The following is a 25531-nucleotide window of genomic DNA, read 5'->3' as shown; positions in this document are numbered from 1 at the left end:
AGTTAGTGACATAATACCGCCAAACTTCTTCTATTATTAATTACCACTAAGGAACATCATGTTTGAAGTACTTCCGCAACTTCCTGCCGACCCTATTTTAGGTTTATCTACCGCTTTTAAAGCGGATACAAACCCTAACAAAATAGATTTAGGTGTAGGTGTCTATAAAGATGAACAAGGTCGCACTCCGATCTTAAATTCAGTTGCTAAGGCACAAACCATTCTGTTAGGTAAAGAAGACTCAAAAACCTATATCACACCTCAAGGTGTACAAGGGTATATCGATGGCATGTTGCAATTGATGTTGGGCAAAGCTAACCCAGTATTACTAGCCGATAGAATTGCAGCCGTGCAAGCGCCAGGTGGTTGTGGAGCTTTGAGAATTTTAGCTGAGCTGATTAAGCGTTGTGACGATACATTAACAGTTTGGGTAAGTGATCCTACTTGGGCAAATCATATTCCATTGATTGGTAATGCCGGCTTAAACATTGAAACCTATCCGTATTTTGATAAAGACAGCGCCAGCATCAAATTTGACGCCATGATCGACAGCCTAAAACAAGTTAAAAAAGGTGATGTAGTATTACTACACGGATGCTGCCATAACCCTACTGGCGCAGACTTAACTAATGAGCAATGGCAAGTGGTACTAGAAACCGCACAACAAACGGGGTTCATTCCTTTCGTGGACGTGGCTTACCAAGGCTTTGGTGATGGTTTAGAAGAAGATGCTTATGGTATGAGGCTTTTAGTGAACAACCTACCAGAGGTTGTGATTGCCGCGTCGTGCTCTAAGAACTTTGGCTTATATCGTGAAAGAGTCGGTATTGCTGTTATGGTGACACCGAACTCAGAAACTCGTAAAGCAATTCAGTCTCAAATTCAATCTATCGCTCGTGGTATCTATTCAATGCCTCCTTCATACGGTGGAGCATTAGTTGACATTATTCTTAATGATGAAACCCTATGTGCCGAGTGGAAAACAGAAGTTGAAGACATGCGTGTACGCATGCAAGACTTACGCGGTTTATTGGTAGCTAAAATGAATGAATATGGCTCAAGCAAAGACTTTGAGTTTGTTAAGAAGCAAAAAGGTATGTTTTCGTTCTTATGTATCACGCCAGAACAAGTACAAGCAGTGCGTGACCAACACAGTGTTTATTTTGTTGGCTCTAGTCGTGTGAACATAGCGGGTATCAGTAAAGCTAATGTTGATACTTTAGCTAAAGCTCTGGTGTCTGTTTTATAGTCTATTTGTTTTATAAGCTAGCTGTTATATAAGAAAAACGACAAGCATAAAAAAACCGGCTAATTTACATTGCCGGTTTTTTGTATCTAAATTTTGCGAAACAAGAAAATAGATTTATTCCGATGGTTTAGAGTTTTCTACCCTACTCTTTAGTTTTTGACCTGGTCTAAAGGTCACTACTTTACGAGCCTTAATAGGGATATCTTCACCTGTTTTAGGGTTTCTTCCTGGACGTTCACTTTTTTGTCTTAGGTCAAAATTACCAAAACCAGACAGCTTTACTTGCTCTCCTGATTCTAAAGCTTCACGTATCTCTTCAAAAAAAGTCTCTACAAGATCTTTCGCATCTCGCTTGTTAAGACCCAGTTTCTCAAATAAGTGTTCCGCCATTTCGGCTTTGGTTAATGCCATTTAGTCAATCCCTCAAAGATGCTTCAAATTTTTCTGATAACTCAGCTACAATTCCATCAACAGTTGCTTGTATGTCACTTTCTTCCAACGTTTTGGTCTTATCCTGCAAAATAAGTGATATTGCTAAGCTTTTCTTACCTTCAGCAATTCCCTTACCTTTATATACGTCGAACAAGTTTAGGCCAACTAATTGATTTGCGCCAAATTTTTCTATACAAGTCAAAATTTCGCCAACCACTTTATCATCGTCTACAACGATAGCAATGTCACGTCGATTTGCAGGAAATTTTGAAATTTCTTCTAGTTTAGGTAACTTTTTCACTCCTAAGGCAGTAAAATCTAGCTCAAAGGCAAATGCTCGGCCATTTAAGCCTAAGGCTTTTTCAAACTGGGGATGAATAGCACCTAAGAAACCTAACAGCTTATCATTTTGATAAATCGCTGCACTTTGACCTGGATGTAATGCAGAATGTTGCTCAGCGACAAATTGATACCCAGTCACGCCAGCGCTGTCTAAAATATTCTCAACATCACTTTTGACGTCAAAAAAGTCAATGGCTCTGGTTTCAGTATTCCAACTTTCGTCAGCTAAATTTCCCGATACCACCCCACTTAATACTAATTCTTGTCTCACTCCTGTTTTTTCATTGGCATCAGGCATAAAACGTAAACCAGATTCAAACAAGCGTACACGGGATTGTTGACGTTTTTGGTTATAAGAAACCGCTTGTAATAAGCCCGTCCACAAACTCACACGCATCACTGACATTTCTGAGGAAATGGGATGAGGCAATACCAAGCCGTTTATTTCAGGATATAATAAGCTCTGAATTTTTGGATCAACAAATGAATAGGTAATAGCTTCTTGATATTCAGCTTCAACCAACACATTTTTTAGCTGTTTTAAATCAACTTCTTGTTCTTGACCTTTAGACATTTTAAGTGAAGAGACCGGGGCCACATTAGGAATTTGGTTATAACCATACACCCGAGCAACTTCTTCAATTAAGTCTTCTTCAATACTAATATCAAAACGGTAAGCGGGCACAGACACCTGCCATACGCCATCATTCAGACTCATATCAAAGCCTAATCGTTGAATAATATCTGAGATTGTATCTTCGAATATTTCTACACCTAACACTTTAGTTAAACGGCTATGACGCAATGTCACCTCTTGCACTTTAGGCAAGTGAGACTCTTCTACTGCCTCAACCACTGGGCCTGCTTCACCACCTACAATTTCAAGTAACAAGTTTGTAGCACGCTCCATTGCTGTGCGTTGTAACTGAGGATCAACACCACGCTCATACCTATGTGAAGCGTCTGTGTGTAAACCGTATTGGCGGGCTTTGCCTTTGATGGCATCTGGAGCAAAAAATGCACTTTCTAAAAAGATATCTTTAGAGTTTTCAGTGACACCTGAATCTAAACCACCAAAAACCCCTGCCATGGCCAGAGCTTTGTCTTTATCAGCAATCACTAGAGTGTTGTCTTTCAAAGTCACTTCATTGCCGTCTAACAAGGTTAATTTTTCATCTTGTTTAGCCAGCCTAACAATGACATCACCCGATAATTTGTCATTATCAAAAGCGTGCATTGGATGCCCTAACTCTAATAAAACGAAATTAGTAACATCCACCACAGGATCAATACTACGTACACCTGAACGCCTTAATTTCTCCGCCATCCATATAGGAGTAACAGCATTTAGGTTAATGCCTTTTATCACACGGCCTAAATAGCGGGGGCATAACTCAGGATCTAATAATTGAATATTACGACTGTCAGATATAGTAGATTCAACAGCTGTGATTTCTGGCTCAGAAACATTTGCTTGATTCAATACACCTACTTCACGGGCTAAACCTTTTATGCCTAAACAATCAGCACGGTTGGGGGTTAAGTCCACTTCAATTGTTACATCTTCAAGTTGCAAGAATTCACGAATATCTTGGCCAATTGACGCATCTGCTGGCAACTCTAAAATACCATCTGATTCTACATCTATACCTAATTCAGAAAAGCTACACAACATGCCAAAAGATGGCTGGCCACGTAACTTGGCCTTTTTAATTTTAAAATTGCCAGGTAATACTGCACCTACTTTAGCTACCGCAACTTTGAGACCTTTACGGCAATTTTTTGCGCCACATACAATATCCAGTAACTCGTCGTCACCTACGTTAATTTTGGTAACTTGTAATTTGTCTGCATCTGGATGTTGGCCACATTCAACCACTTCACCTACTACGACTCCACTAAACTCGCCAGCTACCGTCTCTATACCGTCAACTTCAAGGCCGGCCATACTTAATTGCTCTGATAATTCATCAGTTGAGATGCTAGGACTAACCCACTCTCTTAACCACTTTTCACTAAATTTCATATTATTGGCTCGACTTATTTAAATTGCTTAAGGAAACGAAGGTCATTCTCGAAGAACGAACGTAAGTCATTCACTTCGTAACGCAACATAGTCAAACGTTCGACTCCCATACCGAAAGCAAAACCTGTGTATTCTTCAGGATCGATATTAACTGCTTTTAGAACATTAGGGTGCACCATGCCACAACCTAATACTTCTAACCATTTACCATTTTTACCCATTACATCAACCTCTGCTGACGGCTCGGTAAACGGGAAATAAGAAGGTCTAAAACGAACTTGTAAATCCTGCTCAAAAAAGTTGTTCAAGAAATCATGCAAAATGCCTTTTAGCTCAGAAAAACTAACATTTTTGTCCACCATCAACCCCTCTACCTGATGAAACATAGGTGTATGAGTTTGATCATAATCATTACGATAAACGCGGCCAGGAGAAATAATACGTAGTGGCGGCTGTTCCACTTCCATGGTTCTGATTTGTACACCTGATGTTTGAGTACGTAACATTACATCAGGGTTAAAATAAAAGGTATCGTGATCAGCTCGAGCCGGATGATTAGCAGGGATGTTTAAGGCATCAAAGTTATGAAAACCATCTTCTACTTCAGGACCGGTTTTAGCGGTAAAGCCTAACTCACTGAAGAAACTTTCAATTCTATTAATTGTGCGCGTTACTGGATGTAACCCACCGCGCTCTAACCCTCGGCCAGGTAAACTAACATCAATTTTTTCGCCAGCTAACTTTTGGTTTAATTCTTGAGTACGTAACAAGTCGCCTCTAGCTTGAATCAGCTTTTGAATTTGTTGCTTGGCTAAATTGATTTTTTGACCTGCAGCAGGACGCTCCTCATTTGAAAGCTTTCCCAAGCCCTTAAGCAGTTCAGTCATGCGGCCTTTTTTGCCCATAAACTCAACACGAACAGCATCAAGCGTGTTGGCATCTTGCGCCACGTTGATTTGTGTTTCAGCTTCTTTAATTATGGCATCAAGATCCATAGTTTCCTCGAATTACATGTAAATTTTGAATTGCTAACCATGACATAAAAAAGCGTGCATGATTAGGCATTTTTAAGAACCAGAGATTCTACACGAAAGCTAGGCGAACAAGCTAGGTCAAAATAGCGGAAAGTACGGATATCTAAAGGTTTTTTAGTTAATTTCAAAAATTTTAACGGGCTTTATAGCTAAGTTGTAAATTAGAGCAAAAACAAATATTGGTAATACACTTTGGTCTAACCAAGATATACCAATTCATTTACGCTTTTGTTAAAATTGATTAGGCAATAAATCTAAAAAAGAAGTAATCAATAATTATGAAAGTATCCTACAAAAATTTTAAAAACAACCACCTGACAGCATGTATTTCACTGGCCTTAACTATGTCGGTAATGGCTTGTTCAAACACTTCAGCTAAAGTTACGAACTCGGTAAAACATACCGAATATCCAGCACAAGTATTTGACCTAAATCAATGGAAAATAACGTTACCACTTGATAAAAATAATGACGGTAAGGTTGATGAGATAAAAGTAAAAGATATGCAAACCTTTGCTCATCCTAATTACTTTTACCTTGACGCTCAAAACCACATGGTATTTGCATCACCCAATGTAGCCATCACTACCGCCAACTCCAAAAACACCCGCAGTGAATTACGCCATATGCTGCGTGGTGCCAATACAAATATTAAAACTAAATCACCAAAAAATAACTTTGCTGTGAGTGCACACCCAAAAGCCAATGAATTTGGCTTAATTGGCGGCAAGATGGAAGCCACTTTAAAAGTTGAGCAAGTTTCAACTTCTGGAAACCCTGAAAAATACCCTTCTTACAGTGTAGTAGTAGGTCAAATCCACGCAGGAAAAGATAGCGCTCCGGCAAATGGGTTGGGATATGGTAATGAACCCCTAAAAATTTATTACAAAAAGTTCCCCGGCCATCAAACAGGATCTGTTTTTTGGAACTATGAAAGAAACTTACCTAAAGACGATCCTAATAGAATGGATATCGCCTACCCTGTTTGGGGAAATACTTGGGAAAACTCAGCAGACCCAGTCAAACAAGGTATCGCCTTGGGTGAGTCATTTAGTTATTCAGTGAATGTGTATCAAAATACCATGCATTTAACCTTTACAGCTGATGGGCACAAAACCATAAAATACAGTGTCAACTTAGCCGATAATGTTGATCCCTATGGAAAAGTCGATACGAAAGATTTTGCCAAAGGTTATGCTGGCGATTGGCACTATTTTAAAGCGGGTGCATACAACCAATGTAATGCAGGTACAACTCATCCATTTTGGGGAACAGGCTGTGGTGGAACGGGTGATTGGTCAACAGATGTAAAAAATGGCGACTATACCAAAGTGAGCTTTTCTAAATTAACTGTGAGCCAAGGTGAAGCGCCCTAGCGCTTTGTACCAATTATACCAATTACAATAAATAATCAAAATTGAGACATAAAAAAACGGCGAGCCATCCTGACTCGCCGTTTCTGTGAAAGAACTTAAAACTATTTATTAAAAAAAATTAAGCTAAAGCACCTTTAGCAGCATCTACTAATGCGCTAAATGCGTTTTTGTCATGTACCGCTATGTCGGCTAAGATCTTACGATCGATTTCAACAGAGGCTTTTTTCAAACCATTGATGAAACGGCTGTAAGACATGCCATTTTGACGAGCGGCAGCGTTTATACGCGCAATCCATAATTGACGGAATTGACGTTTACGTTGACGACGGTCACGATATGCATATTGACCAGCTTTTGTTACTGCTTGTACAGCAACGCGATAAACTCGACTACGAGCTCCATAATAACCTTTGGCTTGCTTTAGTACCTTCTTGTGACGGGCACGTGCAACAACACCACGTTTTACTCTTGCCATTTCTTAGTCTCCTGTCTTAAACGTAAGGTAACATGCGTTGGATCAACGCAGTGTCAGCCACATGTGCTAGTTTTTTGCCACGTAAGTGACGTTTACGTTTAGAACTCTTCTTAGTCAAAATGTGACGTAAGTGAGACTGTTTACTTTTAAAGCGACCAGAAGCAGTTTTCTTAAAACGCTTCGCAGCTCCGCTGTGGGATTTCATTTTAGGCATTGCTAAAACTCCGCATTGTTAATAAGACTTTTTGTTTTGCAGAAACGCTAAGTCTAAGTTTCATATTTAGCAGCAAGGTGAGAACGGGGGCAGAGTCCGACCTACTTGTAAACCTTAACTACTTCTTGATTGGGGCAAGCACCATGATCATCTGACGACCCTCTACCCTATTAGGGAAAGATTCGCAGTTGGCAATGTCTTCTAAATCCGTGCGAACACGTTTTAGTTGTTCAATGCCAATCTCTTGGTGAGCCATTTCACGTCCGCGAAAACGGATCGTTACTTTAGCCTTGTCACCCGCTTCTAAAAAGCGACGCAGGTTGCGCAGTTTTACCTGGTAATCGCCTTCATCAGTGCCAGGGCGAAATTTAATCTCCTTGACCTGAATTTGTTTCTGTTTTTTCTTTTGCTCTTTAAGTGTCTTGCTCTTTTCGAACAAGAACTTACCGTAATCCATTACTTTACATACTGGCGGCTCAGCATTAGGGCTAATTTCAACCAAGTCTAAATTTGCTTGTTCTGCTGCATCCATGGCTTCAGTGATAGACACTACGCCTAACGGTTCACCATCTTTACCAACTAAACGTACTTCATTTAATGTAATTTCTTCGTTGATCCGAGCTTTATTCGAATCTTTAGCCTTCATGTTAGCGCTTTTAATATGTTGTTCCTCCGCAAAATTAATCAGATATGTTTGTTGTCAACTTCTAACATGGCTTTTTCGATAAACGCCTCAATGGACATTTTACCTAGGTCATCACCTTTACGCGAACGTACTGCGATTTCACCACTTTCCATCTCTTTATCGCCAACAACAAGCAAATATGGGACACGCCTAAGCGTGTGCTCGCGGATTTTAAAGCCTATCTTCTCATTTCTCAAGTCTAACTTTGCTCTAATACCACTTTCTTTTAACTTTTCTAGCACTTTTTGCGAATAATCGGCCTGTTTATCAGTAATATTCAAGATTACGGCTTGAGTGGGTGCCAACCAAAGTGGGAAAAATCCAGAATACTCTTCAATTAAAATACCAATAAAACGCTCAAGTGAGCCTAAAATAGCTCTATGGATCATTACCGGAACTTTACGCTCACCATCTTCAGCAACATAAGTTGAACCTAAACGACCTGGCATTGAGAAATCAAGTTGAACCGTTCCGCACTGCCAAGCTCTGTCTAAACAGTCATGTAAGGTAAATTCAATCTTAGGGCCGTAAAATGCGCCTTCGCCTGGAAGGTACTGGAATTCGATACCTTTAGAGGTTAAAGCTTCAGCCAGTTCTTTTTCGGCTTTGTCCCACATTTCGTCACTACCCACACGTTTTTCAGGGCGAGTCGATAACTTCACAGAAATAGCTTCAAAACCAAAGATTTTGTAAATCTCGTATACCGAATCAATACAGCCGCCTACTTCTTGTAGAATTTGTTCTTCAGTACAGAAAATATGGGCATCATCTTGAGTAAATCCACGTACACGCATTAAGCCATGAAGCGCGCCAGAGGGTTCGTTACGGTGACAACATCCAAACTCAGCCATGCGTAATGGTAAATCACGGTATGATTTAAGACCCTGATTAAAGATTTGTACATGACCTGGGCAGTTCATAGGTTTAACTGCATACTCACGTTTTTCTGAGGTAGTAGTAAACATGTTTTCAGCGTACTTATCCCAATGCCCTGACTTTTCCCATAGGGTTCTGTCCATCATCAATGGTGCTTTTACTTCTTGGTAATCGTATTCGCGCAATTTACCACGCACAAATTTTTCTAATTCAGTGTAAATACTCCAACCATCATTGTGCCAAAACACCATGCCTGGCGCTTCTTCTTGCCAATGGAATAAATCGAGGGCTTTACCAATTTTACGGTGGTCACGTTTTTCGGCTTCTTCTAATCTGTTTAAATAGGCCTTTAATTGTTTCTTGTCTGGCCATGCTGTGCCATAAACACGTTGCAACATTTTGTTGTCACTATCGCCACGCCAATAAGCGCCAGCTACTTTCATTAATTTAAAGTGCTGACAGAATTTCATGTTTGGAACATGAGGGCCACGACACATGTCGACATATTCTTCATGATGATACAAACCTGGTTTGTCATCTTTTTCGATATTTTCATCAAGGATTTGCATTTTGTAAGTTTCGCCGCGGGCTTCAAACGCATCGCGGGCTTCTTGCCAACTCACTACTTTTTTGACTACCTGATAATTAGTTTTAGCTAACTCAAGCATGCGCTTTTCGATTTTAGCTAAATCATCTTCATGTAGCGGCTCTTCCATATCGATGTCGTAATAAAAACCGTTATCGATTGTAGGACCAATGGCCATTTTAGCATTGGGATACAATTGTTTAATTGCGTGACCAATTAGGTGAGCGCAAGAGTGACGTATGATTTCTAAGCCATCTTCATCTTTAGCCGTAATAATTTGTAACTTGGCATCTTGTTCAATCATGTCACAGGCGTCAACGCGAACACCATCGACTTTACCAGCTATGGTGGCTTTGGCTAAACCAGGGCCTATATCGTTAGCGACATCTAATACAGATACGGGGTGGGTAAATTGGCGTTGACTGCCATCGGGAAGCGTAATTACGGGCATAAATAATCCTTAATGCAGTGGTGACACCTACCAAGCGCCACATGCGAATGTTTTTTAACTGTTAGTCTTTGCATAAAATCAAAACAAGATATTTAAATAAAAACCATTAGAGTAAAAATTAAAAAACACCCAAAACGGGTGTCTGTATGTGTAGATAAAACTAAAATTTATCAGATGGCGCGCATTATACAGAGATATGCTTTAGGTATGCAACGCTGATCCATCTGGTTAATTACGTATTAATATAAAAAACCATGACTACATTACTAAATCAACCATACAAGTTGATTATTTACATCATAATTAATGAGTCTTGTCTTTATAGGATATTACTATGTGGCATTTTATTAGTGAACAAATTAGCCAAAACATTCAACAAGAATTCATCTGTGATGATGTGCGCGAAATACCCGAAGGTGATAGTCATCAAACATTTCGTGTTTCAGATGGCAAACGTCGATTCTTTGTCAAAGTGAATGAAAAGATCCGCCATACAAACTTCCAAGCTGAAATTGAAGGATTAAAACATCTTAACGACACTGAGCTATTTAAAATATCGAAAGTCATCACTGATGGGGTCGTATCTGATCATAGTTTTTTAGTATTGGAATATATTCACATGCAACCAGGAAACAGTGAAAACTGGCAGGTATTTGGCCAACTGTTGGCTAAAATGCATCAACAAAACAAACAGAATATGTATGGTTGGCAAGAAGATAACTTTATCGGAAAAACCTCACAGAATAATAAATGGCAAAAAAATTGGAGCCAGTTTTTTGCCGAACAGCGCATTGGGTTTTTATTACAATTATTAGCTGATAATGGTCATAAACTAGCTGACATAGATAAAGCCGTAGAGTCAGTACATACATTATTGGTTGGCCATAATCCACAAGCGTCCATGTTACATGGCGACTTGTGGCAGGGTAATACCGGATTTTACAAAGACCAGGCTGTGATATTTGACCCCGCATTTTATTTTGGTGATAGAGAGACCGATATTGCTATGAGTGAATTGTTTGGTCGTTTCCCCAACGAATTTTATCAAGGGTATAATGAAATTTGGCCTCTAGAGTCTAACTATCAATACCGTAAACCCATTTACCAGCTTTACCATACGTTAAATCATGCACTACTTTTTGAAGGGTATTATTTGGATAGTGCCAAATCTATACTTAAAAATTTAGATAGTTAATCACAAAAAGTTAAATTTACTGGGTTTTCGATTACTTCGGTTATATCCTTAGCCAAAGTTTTTCAAATTTTTTATTATGCAAAATAAAGTTACCTTCATTACTGGCAGTGCTAAACGCATTGGAGCCTACACAGCTCAACATCTACATAACTTAGGCTCAAACGTAGTAATTCATTGCAATCACTCCCGTTTAGAAGCTGAAAACTTATGTAAGCAACTCAACCAAAAAAGAGCAAAATCTGCGCGATTAGTACAAGGTGATTTATCAGACATATCCTCAATAGAACGTATTGGCCAACAAGCCATAGATTCATTTGGCAAGTTAGATATATTAATCAACAACGCTTCATCCTTTTATCCTACCCCTATTGGCACTATCACTGAAAAAGATTGGTCCAGTTTAGTGGGTAGTAACATGCAAGGGCCATTATTTTTATCTCAACTTTGCTCTACTGAACTAGCAAAAAATAACGGTGCGATTATTAACATGGTCGACATTCACGCCGCTAAACCTTTACAACAACACACCTTATATTGCATGGCTAAATCCGCTTTAGTCGCTATGACACAATCGTTAGCCTTAGAACTGGCACCGGAAGTTAGAGTGAATGGCGTAGCCCCCGGCGCAATACTTTGGCCAGAACAAGAAATGAGTGATATAGATAAACAAGAAATCTTAAAACATATTCCAGCAGGTCGTTTGGGGAGTCAAGCAGACATAGCTCAAGCAATTGAGTATTTAATTTCTGCTAATTATGTATCAGGCCAAATCATAGCTGTGGATGGAGGGCGTAGTATTTCATCACAAACAAAAGCCTAATACCCATGATTGACTGCAAACGCCTGCTTTATGTTTATTTACTAATAACACTATCTGGGTGTAATAGTCATAAACCATTACCTGACTTAATTGCTAATTATCAAGCACGTTTACAAAATGTTTTAAAGGTTGAACATCCTGAGGTTAATCCTACTAGTTTACCGCCCTACCCTTCACTGATTGACTTGGCTCAGCCCATTAATGAAACAAAAATAAAATTATTTGAGTTATATCAACTAAAACATTGTCAACTGCAAACACTTATTGCACAAAGAAACACCAGCTTAGGTCGAGTCCAAACACCATCAACTCGATATGTTTATGAAAGAAAGCTATTAGATGAATTAAGCAAATGTATACATATAACTGAAGATCAAAGTTTACGCCAAAAACTGCAGAGCTGGCATGATACCAAAACCCAAAACTTACCCTATGTGTGGGCCGATTTAATTCAAAAAAGTACAGAAACAAAATATGCGTTTAGTTCGAATCAACATTATATTAGCGCGACCAATCAAACTGACATAAGCGCAACAATATTTGCGTTAGATTATTTATTGAATATCGACAGTAATAATCCTGAAAGTAAAAACCTTGAGTTTAGCCTGCAACAAATGCAAGTCTACGCACTGCCGGCCAAACTCTGGCTAAGTCAAAAGTTGCTGGCCCATGAGTTAGAGCAAACCACCGAATGGTTAACTCAGATCACATCAAGTTTGAACTGTACAAAACCTAACGATAAAACAAAAATTGAATATCTAAGTAATATATTACAAGGCTATTTCATTAAAGATATCCAACCCATTGCCAGTCAAATCAACCAAGCCCAATATAAACTGCAAACTCAATTCAACGCATTAGCAGCACATCCTTTTCTATCTGAAAGCTTTAAAAATTATGTTCATCAACATAATATCTTAGGGTTTGAGCAATACCAACTCGCTTTCACCCAACATATAAAATTTTGGCAAAACTTGTATAAAAAATGTAACTTACAGCCAGGTTCTGCCTCTTGAGTCATCATTTTGATTGTTTAATGCACACTCAAATCACTTTTAACAAAAAGAGCTTGCAGAGCTATAAAGGCGTAGTTATTATACGCGCCGCTTTCAGATTCCGTGTTTGAAAGAGTCAGTATAAGTAATATAAATATACAACCGTAGCTCAGCTGGTTAGAGCACCACCTTGACATGGTGGGGGTCGGTGGTTCGAGTCCACTCGGTTGTACCAATTTTTACCATTAGATCCCCCTTGTTAATACACTTTATTATCTTCCAAATACCAATAATCAATACTATGCACACTTGTATATATTGAGTGATGTAGAATTAGCTTACTAAATAACCTGATGTGATGGTCTCCTCCCTAATTCGGCATCTAAGCGTTAGCTATGTGCCATGATTGAATTGAACCAAACAATCAAACGGGAGAAGACCAATATGAATATTACGACAATCGGGCTAGATATAGCAAAAAGAGTATTTCACGTAACGTGCTGTAGCGAGCAAGGTAAATTAGTCCGCAAGAAAATGCTTAAACGAGTGGATGTGTTGGCTTTTTTTCGGACGATACCCAGTTGTACTGTGGCGCTAGAGGCATGTGTCACTGCCCATTATTGGGCAAGAGAGATTGAGATGTGCGGGCATACCGTTAAGCTCATTGCGCCTCAACATGTAAAGGCCTTTTTAGTAGGCAATAAAAATGACTATAACGATGCCCTATCGATTGCGACCGCTGTTCGTCAACATCACGTTAGCCATGTGAGTGTGAATACAATTGAGCAGCAAGACAATCAAGCGCTACATAAAGCGAGAGAATTAGCCGTCAGGCAGCGCACATCGCTGTGTAACCAAATTAGAGGATTAGTGAGTGAATACGGGATGTGTATTAATCAGGGCGTTAACACACTGCGCAAACGTATTCCCATATGGTTAAGTGATGAAACCCATCAGCTCAGTGAGTCATTTAAACAATTACTGACCCATCTAAAACATCAATTGAATGAGCTGGACGCGAATATTGAAACGTTTAACCAAATGATAGCCACACGCGTGAAAGAGAATGACGTTTGCCAACGCCTGCAAACCATTCCTGGTATAGGCCCAATGGTTGCCAGTGCATATTTTAATGAAGTGGGTAATGGTGCCGGTTATCGCAAAGGGCGGGATGTCTCGGCATCGCTGGGCTTGGTCCCCAAACAACATAGTAGTGGTGGGAAACAGGTATTATTAGGTATTAGTAAACGCGGAAATAGCTATTTACGATGCTTACTGGTTCAAGGAGCAAAAGCTGTCGTATCAAGAGCTAAAAAGAAAGAGGATACCCTCAGTAATTGGATAAACCATTTGGTGCACACCAGAGGACATAATCGAGCGTGTATAGCTTACGCTAATAAAATGGCAAGAATGGCTTGGGCTATATCAGTGAAGGAAAGTGAATATCGGCCACTAAAAAGTTAACGCTAGAAGTAAGTAAAAAGTAACACTCACCACGAATTGCGTTGGTTTACATTAAGATGACATAACAGGTCAAACCGGCATATTGAAAACCTGTAGAGTTCAGCGGTAGTCACATACCGATAACCTGATTAGGACGATATGCGCGAAATACATCGAGGTCATAGCTCCAAAAAGCTAGTGAAAGACCGTATATATGACAGCAATCCTGTCCCTGTTATCGAAATGGAAAACCTTGCAATACGGGAGGAGACCATATATGAATACTGGATAAGCCGAACCTCCCGATAACGCTCTTTTTGTGCCTAGCTGCGTTGGATTGTCTAGCAATAACACGTTATTACGTACGACAATCCGCGTTAGTATTGACGAGAAAACACGAAAAATTTCGTCACCGAGTGACCCTTTAAGTGCGGAGAGTTGGATGGGTTGCATTAAGCAATTGAATTATATCGTTAAATTAAGTTTAAACGATACTCCTTATCCAGAACTCAGGTTAAATATTAAATAAAATTAAGTTTCTAAAACACTATTTAAGCTAGCTCCAATAGTATTTTAACTCGAATATTTCTGTGTAGATTTCTTCATACATTATCAACGCCTTTAATCAAAAATCATTGGATGAGTTCCGAGTAACGGCTGATATCTGCTCAACTTTGTAAAGAAAACAAAAAAGCCAAGTACGACTAACACTTGGCTACAAAATTATTTATGCCGAATGGCAAGATTTGAGTTAATTGATGCTCATCTTATTAGTATGTGAGCTCTCTCCTTTGTTGGTAGGGACAGAGGATATTCAAAGGCGAATTATTATTAGTGAATGAAAACATTCTTGCCTTTGCCAATTAATTTGTCTTAATAACTGTCAATATCTGACTAACGTAACTCAGATATTTTTAAATGGTCCATATCATCAAACTCTTGGTTCTCACCACCCATAGCCCATACAAACGTATAGTTTGTGGTGCCTACACCACTATGAATCGACCAACTTGGAGACGCTATTGCCACTTCTTTATCTAGCGGTAAAGTACGCACTTCAGCTGGCTCCCCCATTAAATGAAACACTTTTTCATCTTCTGGCAAATCAAAATACATATATATTTCAGTACGTCTAAAATGGGTATGTGGAGGTTTAGTATTCCAAACGCTGCCTTCTTTTAGCTCAGTAATCCCCATCACTAGCTGGCAACTATCCACAATACCTGGTCGAATTGACTGAAAGATAGTTCTTTCGTTAGACGTAGCTTGAGAGCCTAATTCAATAGTGTGGGCTGCACTTTTAGGCACATGTACTGTTTTTGTTACTCTATGGGCAGGATAAGACACAAGGTAAAACTTTGCAGGATCAGCGGCGTCAGTTGAGAAAAACTCCACTTCTTTGCTTTCTTTGGCTATATATAAACTGTCCTTCTTAGACATATCAAAGGTTTCGCCATCAACGGTAATTTTCCCTGCTCCACCAATATTGATAACACCTGCTTCACGGCGCTGACAAAAATAGTCTGCAGCTAGCTCTTTATGGGTCGGTAACTTGATTGACGCTTGGGTAGGTACAATCCCGCCAACCACACCACGATCAACGTCAGTGTAGGTTAAATTAATTTCACCCGCACTAAACAATGGTGCGGTAACAAAGGCTTCACGTAATTCATCATTACGCATATTTTTATAACTTCTGATATCAGCCGAAAACATGAAATCCATACATCACTCCTAAATAAATTAATTAAACGCTAGCGCGCCATCCAGCCGCCATCGACTAACATCACGTGACCATTCATATAACTAGATGCTTTGCTTGATAAAAAGACTGCAGCACCGGCTAGATCTTCAGGTTTACCCCAAACGCCAGCGGGAATACGGTCGCTGATACTTTTGAAGCGTGCTGAATCTTTACGTAAGTTTTCAGTATTATCGGTTTCGAAGTAGCCTGGTGCGATAGCATTCACTTGAATATTAGAGTTAGCCCATTCGTTAGCTAACGCTTTAGTAATTTGCGCTACGCCACCTTTACTAGCCGCATAGGCCGGCACAGTAATACCACCCGAAAAACTCAATAATGAGGCAACATTAATGATTTTTCCTGAGCCCTGTTTAAGCATATGTTTGCCAGCTTCACGACAAAATTTAAATACACCATTAAGATTAACGTTAATCACTTCGTTCCAATCTTCATCAGAAAACTCATGGGCGGGTGAACGTTTAATCGTGCCTGCATTGTTAATTAAAATATCAATTTGGCCGTAAGTACTAATAACCGTTTCTACAACGGCATTGATTTCATCACCTTTACCTTGATCACAACCTAAAGCTAAACACTCAACATTTTTGCTCTTGAGTATTTCAATGGTGGCCGTAACACTTTCAATTCGTGAACCTACCGCCACAACTTTAGCGCCAGCTTCACCTAGTGCGATAGCCATAGCTTGACCTAGTCCGCGACTTGCGCCTGTGACTATCGCTACTTTGTTTTCTAAACCAAATTGTTTCGTTAAATAATCTTGCATTGTTCTTTTCCACATTTAGTAAAAATTAAAAAAATACACTCAACCTGTTAACCAAAGGATTAAATTAAGCCTAACAGTTGAGGTAAAAACTCGCTGATTGCAGGAAACGCAGTGACTAAAATCAAAGCCAACACCATTGCGCCATACAAAGGTAAAATTGGTTTAATCACTTGGCTAATATTGACCTTGCCAATACTACATCCTACAAATAACACACTACCTACTGGTGGCGTACATAAGCCAATTGATAAGTTTAGAATCATCATGATCCCAAAATGTAATGGCGATATGCCTAACATTTCAGCCACCGGCAAAAAAATAGGAGTAAAAATAAGTACCGCTGGCGTCATATCCATAAAGGTACCAATCACCAACAAGGTTAAGTTGATTATTAGCAGGATAATCAACGGATTTTCTGATAACGTCAGTAAGGTTTGACTTATGGTTTGAGGAATCGACTCATAAGACATCAGCCAAGACATGGCAGATGAAGCCCCAATTAATAACATGACAATTGCGGTAGTATTCACCGATTTAAGCAAAATTGGATACAAGTCTTTCAAGGATATTTCACGATAAATTCCAACAGACAAGGCTAACGAATAAAGTACCGCAATGGCCCCAGCTTCTGTTGGCGTAAAAAAACCTCCAATAATGCCGCCAATAATCAATACAATAAGCAATAAGCTAGGAATAGCCCCAATAAATGCGGGGATAAAAGGATCAATTTGATCACTTGAAATAGGCTTAATGCCCTTGCGTTTTACATACAAAGCACTCGCTATTATCAATAACAATGTGACTAAAATACCAGGCAAGTAACCAGCAATAAATAACGCAGCAATAGATACACCACCGCTAGCTAAAGAGTAAATGATCAAAATATTACTAGGTGGGATAAGCATGCCCGTAGTGGCAGCCGTAACAGTCACTGCAGTGCTAAACGGTTTGTCGTAGCCTTCTTTTTTCATGGCTGGGATCATAAATCCACCAATGGCAGATGTAGCAGCCACCGCTGAGCCAGAAATTGAGCCAAACAAGGCACAAGAAATCACGTTCACAAAGGCTAAACCACCGGGTAATCTACCCACTAGTACTTTAGCAAAATTAATGAGTCTAGCGGCAATACCGCCCTGCCCCATCAAATAACCAGACAAAATGAAATAAGGGATAGCCAGCAGTGCAAAACTATCGATACCGGCCACTAAGCGTTGCGCTATGGTAGTTAATGCAGGCAAGGTATCTATAGTGGCTAACATAGTCACTAAAGTAGCAAATATTATAGCCAATGCGATTGGCAGGTTAATCAACAATAATAGCGCGAATATGCCGAACAAAATCAAACTAGTCATGGTCATTCTCCAACTCTAATGCGTCTTCTTTGGAGGCTGTGACCACATTCTTAGCATTTAAAAAGAAAAACGTGCTGTATAGCAAAAATAAACAACCACTGAGCGGAATGGCTAGATAGACTCCTGCCATAGGCACGTTTAAAACTGGGGAATGTTGCCCTAACAACCAAGTAAGAAAGACCAAATTACCACCACCAATAATTAACACCCAAATGGCAAATATGGCAACTAAGACACAACACAACCGAAACATAAACACTGCATTAGGCATGCTTAGATTTCTAACAAATAGATCAAATCCTAAATGGCTATGTAATTTATAGGCGTATGCACCGCCGATCAGGCTTATCCAAATCAGTAAAAACCTGGCGACTTCTTCAGTAAATGAACTGGGCTGCGGTAAAATAAAGCGCGTTAATACTTGCCAAGTTACGTCAATCACCAAGAGTGCCATCATGATAGCTAAAGCTACTCTTAGGACTTTGTCGATACCATTAATACTAGAAACCAAATTATTCATTAGCCTGCCCCAATGCTTTTATTTCGTTGATCAAAGGTTCTAAATCGCTACCTTTAAGTTCATCAAAAATGGGTTGAACGCTGTTTTGAAATAAACTTTTATCCGCTTTTAACACTGTCACACCAGCCTCTTTTACTTTTTCTAAAGACATCTGAGTGGATTCAGCCCAAAGCTGTTTTTGGTACTCAGTGGCTAAATGCATTGCTTGGGTTAACCAGGCTTGTTCTTGATCAGACAGGTTATTCCACATATGCGTACCAATAATAATCACATCTGGAATAGAGGTATGTTCGTCTAAAATGTAGTACTGACTCACCTCATAATGTTTTGAGTAATAGAAACTAGGCGGATTGTTTTCAGCCCCAGCAACAATGCCCTGTTGCAAAGCCGTATATAATTCACCAAAACTCACAGGAGTCGCAGCACCACCTATGGTATTAACCATTTCCACCGCTGATTGGCTATTCATCACACGAATTTTTAATCCGTTTAAGTCTTGAGGTTTTTCTACTTTTTGTTTCGTGGTGTAAAAGCTGCGACTGCCCGCATCAAAATATCCCAGCCCTTTCACTCGATACTGGCTACCAGCATCTAACAAACGTTGGCCTATTTCACCTTGCAGGGTGTTCCAAAAATGGGTTTGATCTTGAAATAAATAAGGCAGGCTAAACACTTTCATTTGCGGTACAAAGGCTTCGAGTGAACTAGCTGATACTTTAGTCATACCTAAGCTACCAATTTGCAGTAACTCAATAATTTCTCGTTCTGAACCTAGTTGTCCAGAAGGAAAAATCCGCAACGCCATTTTACCATTTGAGATACGTAAAAGTTCGCTGTTCATATGCTCTAATGCCATATGCACTGGATGTTGAACATCCAGGGTATGTGCCAATCGAATATTAGTCACTTGGCTCTCGTCATCACTGCAAGCACTTAGCCAGGTGAAAATCCCCAAGACACAAACAGTCTTTAAGGCAAAAGCAAATTTCATTGGTCTATCGCTCCTACTACTAGATTAATCTTTCGATGGATAATTGCATATTTATGGAGTTGAATATGCTCGATACCCACGTATTCGCCAAACATTGCGATGCTAAATTTTTTCTCACTCATGTCAGCCAAGAATGGTCCTTACTCATTGCCTGACCTTCAATTATTTATTAAGGCCAGACCACCTAATCAGGTTATCGGTTATCATACATGTAACAATTGTTAGTGTAAATGTAAATGACTTAAAAAGACTAAAACCATAACCCGCCATGCGCATTAAGGTTAATAACCGGTTGTAAAGTGGTTATAAAACAATCGGCTGTAATAAGACTTAAGATCTAAAATAGTTATCAGACTCTATCAAGTGAATAAGATTTCATACCTCCCCCGATTAAAACAGTCTGTTTTTTGCACAACTCATTTAATGGTCGTATACTCATTTTCATTCATGGATTGAAATTTTGAGCTCAATATGAAATCACTAACTTTAAAGCGCGCGACCTTGCCTTTTACGTTATTTTTACGCTTTTGGAGTAAATATCTACGCCCATTTATTTACGCTTTGCTTGTACTGGCCTTTACATCGCACTTAGTGTCCGCCAAAACGGATAACAATTCACTGAATAACACAGCTTCTAATTCTGATTTCAGCTTGCCTGAACTATTAAATATTCTTTATGAAAAGGAACTTACTGACGTTCAAGCAAAATTAAAATTGTTGGATGATAGTCTAGAAAATGACCACAAAACGTATCAACAGCTAGAAAATAAGGTTTCAGACTTATCAAAAAAAGCACTTGATAAAAAGGCTATTGCACGTTCAAAGGATAGGGAGGCGTCAAGGCTAATGGTTGGGCGATGCCCCATAGGAAAGTTATGTAGTATCCAGCCAATATGCAATTCTGGAAAATGTTACGTACTGCGAGAAGAAGCTAAAGCGTTTTCAGGACAAGCTCGCCGACTTGAGCGACAAGCAGAACAAACATTAAGCAAAGCAAACGAGTTATCTAAATTAATTGAGGAAAACCAGAATAAAAAGCTACAAACTATCAAACTAATAGAATCACCTACTTTCTCCCCCAAACATGCTCTTCTTGAAGTGGATAAAATATTAACGGCAGTTAGTTCTGGGCTAGGACAGCTGAAAATTCCCTTGGAGATTGAAATTAGAAAACCTATAACGCCCATTTATACTCTTACCCCATACCAAACTAGCATAATCGAAGAAAAGTTTAGTAATAACGAAAATCCTTTAGTCAAAAAAATAACACTCTCGAATAGAATGAAAGTGGAGCTCAAGGCCAAAGATTTACACTTCAAAATTGAAACAATTGAGGATCCTGTTCAATTTGTATCAGGAACCAATACCACTACTTGGAGTTGGAACATGACCCCTTTAAAAGGAGGCGACGAACAGGTTACCGCTTTAATTTACGCACTTCTTAAAGTTGACGGATTCGAAACACCGAGGGTTTTGAACAAAGATACTTACGATATAAAAATAACCGAAGGGCTTATTGCTCGTATCAGTAACTTTTTAGGAAACAACTGGCAGTGGTTATGTGGAGCAATAATATTTCCTACAGTTGTTTATTTCGGCAGAAAGTATTTATCTCTGTCAAAAAAAGAGTCTAAGCCTAGAAAAGCATGGGCCCCCCGTAAATAAAAGCAAAAACAACAAAACTCTCATCTCTGCTGTAAGGCTTAGAATATGGGCATTAATAATTGAAGTTTCACCTCCTAGAGCATCAAACCTCACACCAGCCCCATTAATTTTTAGCGGCTCTTTACACTCTGCATAATTGGGCATGATACGTCCCACCAGCTAAACGTGTTGGTTAGAATACTGTGGGACTTCCTAACTTATTCTTTTCCAAAATCAAAAGCTGCTAGTTTCATACTTACTATAGGCAAAGGAATGACACTTATTAGATGTACCATAAAGGCTTGATATACTTTGAAACGATCAAAATTACCGATAACCATTGGAGAGCATCATTTCACAAAAACTGGACACATAAGTGGGGACACATTTATGAAAAGGATAGTAAGAAATTAACACTCGGCTCTGAAGGCCTTTAAATTTAGTCGATGCGATAGGATCCAAGCCTACGGCCCGTCGCCCACAGCCAAATATACCGCTACTAAGTAGCGCTTAATCTTAAGTGATGAGATTGAAAATATAGACAGGAGATAATAATTAAATGGTCGGTGTGATAGGATTTATTCCGTACATCCTGTACTCCTCCCTACGGGCCGCGCTTCGCACGCTCACCAAGATTTGTTGGAACAAATCAGAACCCCATAGGGGCTTGCTAAGCACGTGAAATACATGGATGTATTGAATAATATTGTTCCAGACAATATTGTGAATACGACGTGACCGCTTCGCGCTCATGTCTTCGGTTCAATTAGAATATGATGCTGGATTTAACTTTAAAGAATATCGAGGAAGAATAGATAAATGGTCGGTGTGATAGGATTCGAACCTATGACCCCTTTGCCCCCAGCCAAAACTGCCGCTACCAAGTAGCGCTTAATCTGAAGTGATGAGATTGAAAATATAGACAGGAGATAATAGATAAATGGTCGGTGTGATAGGATTCGAACCTACGACCCCTTCGCCCCCAGCGAAGTGCGCTACCAAGCTGCGCTACACACCGACTTGAGCTGGGGAGTTTACTTATTTTTTAAGGCTTTGCAATTGATAATATGATTGCAGCTAACTAACTGATTAGAGATTGTACAATTAGCGCGGTTTTCTAGTAGCCAAGCTATAAATCTAAATACGTAGAATTAGCACTTAAGCTAAGGACCTAGTGCTAATTCATCACATTTAATTTCCAACCAAGTGTTATTTTCTTATAACTATTTTATACCTGCTCTTTTAACTACTCTTGTAACGATTCTTTTAACCAGCCTTTTATTAGTTGTTTAACCAAAGTGCCATCAACTAATTTAAAGTTTTGTGGCGCATCGGTTAAACGGTTTCGACCGTCTTGTACCACAAGTAAACCGTCTGGTAGCACTGCTCCTAAGCTTCTTTGGGTGATCTCTAAGCCGTCGGTTTCAGATACCCCATCCACTCTATTTTGTAGATCCATATCAATTCTGAAGCTACCTAAATATTGGTTGTCTTGATCAAGGGCAAACACCCCAAAACTGTTATTTCCTTGGCTTGAAGCCACTAAATAACGCTTACCGTCCATATGATAAATTCCCATGCCTTCTACATCGGCCACAAAGGTGTCTGAGGTAATCGCAATTAAATTAGCTTCTTGATCAACAGGCTCAGCTGTTACTTGCCAAATACCTGTGGACTCTTCACCAAAATAAAGTTGTTGATTCAAATCATCCGCTACACAACCTTCTGGTTGACTTGGCACTTGAAACTCTCTAACTAACCTACCGTTAATTTGATTATTGTCAGGTACTAACAAGTACTGCTGATAGCGTCCGTCTGTATCATTAATAAACACATAATATTTATCTTGTTGTTGATACATACATAAACCATACACATCACCTAAATCAGTGGGAATATCTGATATAAATGTAATCTCACCGCCGTCTGGCTGGATTGCAAACAAACTAATGCTCTTAGTGGTGCGATTACTGGCAGCGGCGATATCAAAGGTGTTACTCCCCAAAGAAAATCCATAACGTAAGTCAACATTGTTAACCCGGCCGATATTCACCTGTTGCAACAAATTACCTTGCAGATCATATAGCAACATACCTTGTTTTTTGTTGGTGCCTAACACGCGGCTTTGTTGTGGATTGGCTGAGTTTACCCAAATGGCTGGGTCGTCTGCGGCATCACCAAAAGCAGATACGGGATCAGTCTGGGAAAATGCCGTGATACTTTCAATAGGATCCTGCTTAGCTAGTCTTACGGGTAAGTCTAATGTTACCTCGGCCGTAAAATATTGCTCAGTTTCATCGTCATATAAACCTAACAATAAACTAGAACCTTGTTGTAGCGCACTGACTGTTTCAGGCTTTTCAGATCCTTTTAACTGAATATAAGTAGCATAAGCCTGCTCACTTTTATTAAAGCTACTTTTATTAATGCGATTTTTATTAAAACGACTGATATCAACAAGCCAAAGTCCTTGTTGCTCAGGGGCACTGATTAATAGATCGCCATTGGTTAACACCTCAACATCTGTCACTTCACCGTCAATAGACCCAAAAGGTTTAGTGGCTGAAACCAAATCACGATAAAGCTCTGACTCGGGATCAGCGGAGTAACGCCATACACCTATGTTGGCTTCAACCACATACAAGCTTGCGCTAGTGTCATCCACTGCACAGGCTTTGGTTTCGGGGGCGCCAATAAAGTCGTGAACCTTTTGATCAACTAAACTATGACGTTTGCCATCAACAAGAATACGCTGCTCAATAGAGCCTAAAGTATTGGCGATAAATACAGACAAGTGCCCTTGAGGCATTTTATACCAACATACCGCTTCTACTTGCGCATCGGTTTTGGCTAAGGTTTTTAATAAAGACAGTTGTTTGTTTTGCCAATCTAAGCCTAATACTAAAATTTGACCTGAGTCATTATCAAGTGTAGTGATCATGCCGTAACTTTTATCACCAATTTGAATATTGTCACGCCAATCAAGAGCTTCCATATTGCCAGCAAATAAACTGAGCACTTTGCCATTAGCATCGGTTAATACCACACCTTGGCTCTCACTAGTTAACAACCAATACGTTTGCTTGTTATACATAACTGGGGTGGCAGATTTGCCAGTTATATTATTCTTGCTAGCAGCGTCTAATGACGCAACTTGAGTGCTAAGACTTAACGCACCACTTGTATCTAATTGTGCTGGAACGGTTTGACAACCCGCTAACAAGCCAAGGCCAATCAAACCTAAATAAAGTGACTTCATGATTAATCCTTGTGAATATTGTAATGATAAATACGTTGACCAACTGCACTGATAAACTGTACTAACAGATTATTGTCGTTAACCGACACAGTTAAAAAACCCGCTTCACTTTTAGCAAATTGGGTAAATTCTCGTTGCCCAACTGGACGTAATTCAGATCCTGCTCCCGACACAAAATGTTCGACTGTTTTACCTTGTGCTCGATTATGCTGTAAGTCATGTTCATGGCCGGCAAAGTAGGCATCTATTTTATGCTTTTCAAAAATTGGCTCTAACACCTGCTGGATACCGCTTGTTTTTCCATAACGTTTACCACTGGAATACAAAGGATGATGGCCAATCACGATATTCCATTTAGCGGTTGAATTAGCTAATTTTTCCTTCATCCAACGCAATTGTTTTTCACTGTCTTGGGTTTGGGTAGAAGCATATTTAGCCCGAGTTTTATATTCTGGATTTAGCGGGTTGCTGTCGATAAACAAGATCAATACTTGTGAATTATCCCCAGCTGCAAATGTTTTTGCATAATAAGGTGCAGGAAACACCCAGCGACGACTGCGCTGGGTATAATCTATTTGGGCTTGCCAATTTCCGGCATAATCATGATTTCCTAAAGTGGGATACCAGTCTTTAAATAAATTTGGCCCATGATAAACCTGCTCGAACGAGGTCTGCCAGTACGGGTCATCCACAGATGCTACCCCTTTAGAATAAAAGTTATCACCTGTAGTGGTGATAAATTCACCGTCCATTTGGTACATGACCACATCCATCATGTCAGCCACTGGTACCTGCTGATAATGGCCATTTCTGCCCCAATCACCTAACACTAAAAAATGTAAACTATCATCTGGAACAGCTAAATTTTGCACTTGGTGTGTTTGATAATACTTCTCATCATGTAGCTGTTTTGCCCCTAAGTGCAGGGTAAATACAGACAAAACCAATAACATAAAACCACGAATTAACATTACTTCTCCAACTAACTGACCTTAAAAAACCAATCACAAAGGCCAGTTTTACTTTTATCTATTACAC

21 protein-coding genes and 2 tRNA genes are annotated in these 25531 nt (G+C 39.5%); 8 read left to right on the top strand and 15 right to left on the bottom strand.

The annotated features are described in order from the left end of the window. Positions 1-58: 58 nt before the first annotated feature. Positions 59-1249, top strand: coding sequence for an amino acid aminotransferase (locus tag L0668_RS01945; RefSeq protein ID WP_235310371.1), 1191 nt, complete (start codon positions 59-61; stop codon positions 1247-1249). 114 nt (positions 1250-1363) lie between these two features. On the opposite strand, the gene L0668_RS01940 is transcribed toward L0668_RS01945, so the two are convergent. Genes L0668_RS01940 through pheS form a run of 3 tightly spaced genes read right to left on the bottom strand, consistent with a single transcriptional unit; the run spans position 1364 to position 5044 of the window. After that, positions 1364-1660 (bottom strand): integration host factor subunit alpha, encoded by a 297-nt coding sequence (locus L0668_RS01940; protein ID WP_235310370.1) that lies wholly within the window; start codon positions 1658-1660, stop codon positions 1364-1366. A gap of 4 nt (positions 1661-1664) precedes the next feature. Beyond that, on the bottom strand, positions 1665-4049 hold the full coding sequence (gene pheT, locus L0668_RS01935) for a phenylalanine--tRNA ligase subunit beta (protein ID WP_235310369.1): 2385 nt from the start codon (positions 4047-4049) through the stop codon (positions 1665-1667). Positions 4050-4063: 14 nt separating this feature from the next. Then, positions 4064-5044, bottom strand: a complete 981-nt coding sequence (gene pheS / locus L0668_RS01930; protein ID WP_235310368.1) for a phenylalanine--tRNA ligase subunit alpha — start codon at positions 5042-5044, stop codon at positions 4064-4066. Between the two features lie 317 nt (positions 5045-5361). Here pheS and L0668_RS01925 point away from each other — a divergent pair, with 317 nt between their 5' ends. After that, positions 5362-6459 (top strand): polysaccharide lyase family 7 protein, encoded by a 1098-nt coding sequence (locus tag L0668_RS01925; protein ID WP_370659878.1) that lies wholly within the window; start codon positions 5362-5364, stop codon positions 6457-6459. Positions 6460-6577: 118 nt separating this feature from the next. Here L0668_RS01925 and rplT read toward each other — a convergent pair whose 3' ends face one another. From rplT to thrS, 4 genes are all read right to left on the bottom strand, one after another. After that, complete coding sequence (gene rplT / locus L0668_RS01920) at positions 6578-6934, bottom strand: 50S ribosomal protein L20 (RefSeq protein WP_235310367.1); 357 nt, start codon at positions 6932-6934, stop codon at positions 6578-6580. Positions 6935-6950: 16 nt separating this feature from the next. Then, positions 6951-7148, bottom strand: a complete 198-nt coding sequence (rpmI, locus tag L0668_RS01915; RefSeq protein ID WP_235310366.1) for a 50S ribosomal protein L35 — start codon at positions 7146-7148, stop codon at positions 6951-6953. A 118-nt stretch (positions 7149-7266) separates the two neighbouring features. Continuing rightward, positions 7267-7794: a translation initiation factor IF-3 gene (gene infC / locus L0668_RS01910; protein ID WP_235310365.1), complete on the bottom strand. Its 528-nt coding sequence runs from the start codon at positions 7792-7794 to the stop codon at positions 7267-7269. Positions 7795-7832: 38 nt separating this feature from the next. Continuing rightward, positions 7833-9746 (bottom strand): threonine--tRNA ligase, encoded by a 1914-nt coding sequence (gene thrS / locus L0668_RS01905; protein ID WP_235310364.1) that lies wholly within the window; start codon positions 9744-9746, stop codon positions 7833-7835. Between the two features lie 334 nt (positions 9747-10080). Here thrS and L0668_RS01900 point away from each other — a divergent pair, with 334 nt between their 5' ends. The 5 genes from L0668_RS01900 (at position 10081) to L0668_RS01880 (ending at position 14220) form a co-directional block, all read left to right on the top strand. Next, on the top strand, positions 10081-10941 hold the full coding sequence (locus L0668_RS01900) for a fructosamine kinase family protein (RefSeq protein WP_235310363.1): 861 nt from the start codon (positions 10081-10083) through the stop codon (positions 10939-10941). 76 nt (positions 10942-11017) lie between these two features. Then, complete coding sequence (locus L0668_RS01895; protein WP_235310362.1) at positions 11018-11761, top strand: pteridine reductase; 744 nt, start codon at positions 11018-11020, stop codon at positions 11759-11761. 5 nt (positions 11762-11766) lie between these two features. Beyond that, the gene (locus L0668_RS01890; RefSeq protein ID WP_235310361.1) at positions 11767-12777 is read left to right on the top strand and encodes a DUF3080 family protein; all 1011 of its coding nucleotides are present in this window, start codon (positions 11767-11769) and stop codon (positions 12775-12777) included. A gap of 137 nt (positions 12778-12914) precedes the next feature. Further along, positions 12915-12991, top strand: a tRNA-Val gene (locus L0668_RS01885). Positions 12992-13200: 209 nt separating this feature from the next. Then, on the top strand, positions 13201-14220 hold the full coding sequence (locus L0668_RS01880) for an IS110 family RNA-guided transposase (RefSeq protein ID WP_235310360.1): 1020 nt from the start codon (positions 13201-13203) through the stop codon (positions 14218-14220). A gap of 873 nt (positions 14221-15093) precedes the next feature. Here L0668_RS01880 and kduI read toward each other — a convergent pair. The 5 genes from kduI to L0668_RS01855 are packed head-to-tail and all read right to left on the bottom strand — an operon-like array spanning position 15094 to position 19590. Next, positions 15094-15924: a 5-dehydro-4-deoxy-D-glucuronate isomerase gene (kduI, locus tag L0668_RS01875; RefSeq protein ID WP_235310359.1), complete on the bottom strand. Its 831-nt coding sequence runs from the start codon at positions 15922-15924 to the stop codon at positions 15094-15096. Positions 15925-15953: 29 nt separating this feature from the next. After that, positions 15954-16727, bottom strand: coding sequence for an SDR family NAD(P)-dependent oxidoreductase (locus L0668_RS01870; RefSeq protein WP_235310358.1), 774 nt, complete (start codon positions 16725-16727; stop codon positions 15954-15956). A gap of 59 nt (positions 16728-16786) precedes the next feature. Beyond that, positions 16787-18079 carry a TRAP transporter large permease gene (locus L0668_RS01865; RefSeq protein WP_235310357.1) on the bottom strand — a complete coding sequence of 431 codons (1293 nt, stop codon included), beginning with the start codon at positions 18077-18079 and terminating at the stop codon, positions 16787-16789. Then, the gene (locus tag L0668_RS01860) at positions 18072-18599 is read right to left on the bottom strand and encodes a TRAP transporter small permease (protein WP_235310356.1); all 528 of its coding nucleotides are present in this window, start codon (positions 18597-18599) and stop codon (positions 18072-18074) included. Before L0668_RS01860 ends, L0668_RS01865 begins: the two co-directional genes overlap by 8 nt. Then, positions 18592-19590, bottom strand: a complete 999-nt coding sequence (locus tag L0668_RS01855; protein ID WP_235310355.1) for a TRAP transporter substrate-binding protein — start codon at positions 19588-19590, stop codon at positions 18592-18594. Before L0668_RS01855 ends, L0668_RS01860 begins: the two co-directional genes overlap by 8 nt. Positions 19591-20061: 471 nt before the next feature. On the opposite strand from L0668_RS01855, the gene L0668_RS01850 reads away from it, so the two are divergent. After that, positions 20062-21255 (top strand): hypothetical protein, encoded by a 1194-nt coding sequence (locus L0668_RS01850; protein ID WP_235310354.1) that lies wholly within the window; start codon positions 20062-20064, stop codon positions 21253-21255. A gap of 920 nt (positions 21256-22175) precedes the next feature. Here L0668_RS01850 and L0668_RS01845 read toward each other — a convergent pair. From L0668_RS01845 to L0668_RS01835, 3 genes are all read right to left on the bottom strand, one after another. After that, positions 22176-22252, bottom strand: a tRNA-Pro gene (locus tag L0668_RS01845). A gap of 228 nt (positions 22253-22480) precedes the next feature. Beyond that, on the bottom strand, positions 22481-24493 hold the full coding sequence (locus L0668_RS01840) for a phytase (protein ID WP_235310353.1): 2013 nt from the start codon (positions 24491-24493) through the stop codon (positions 22481-22483). A 2-nt stretch (positions 24494-24495) separates the two neighbouring features. Then, the gene (locus L0668_RS01835) at positions 24496-25464 is read right to left on the bottom strand and encodes a metallophosphoesterase (RefSeq protein ID WP_235310352.1); all 969 of its coding nucleotides are present in this window, start codon (positions 25462-25464) and stop codon (positions 24496-24498) included. Positions 25465-25531: the final 67 nt, after the last annotated feature.

This window comes from Paraglaciecola algarum, from assembly GCF_021532655.1.
Lineage (GTDB): Bacteria > Pseudomonadota > Gammaproteobacteria > Enterobacterales > Alteromonadaceae > Paraglaciecola > Paraglaciecola algarum.
The sequence above is the reverse complement of the archived record's forward strand: the minus strand, read 5'-3'. Positions and strand labels throughout refer to the sequence as shown.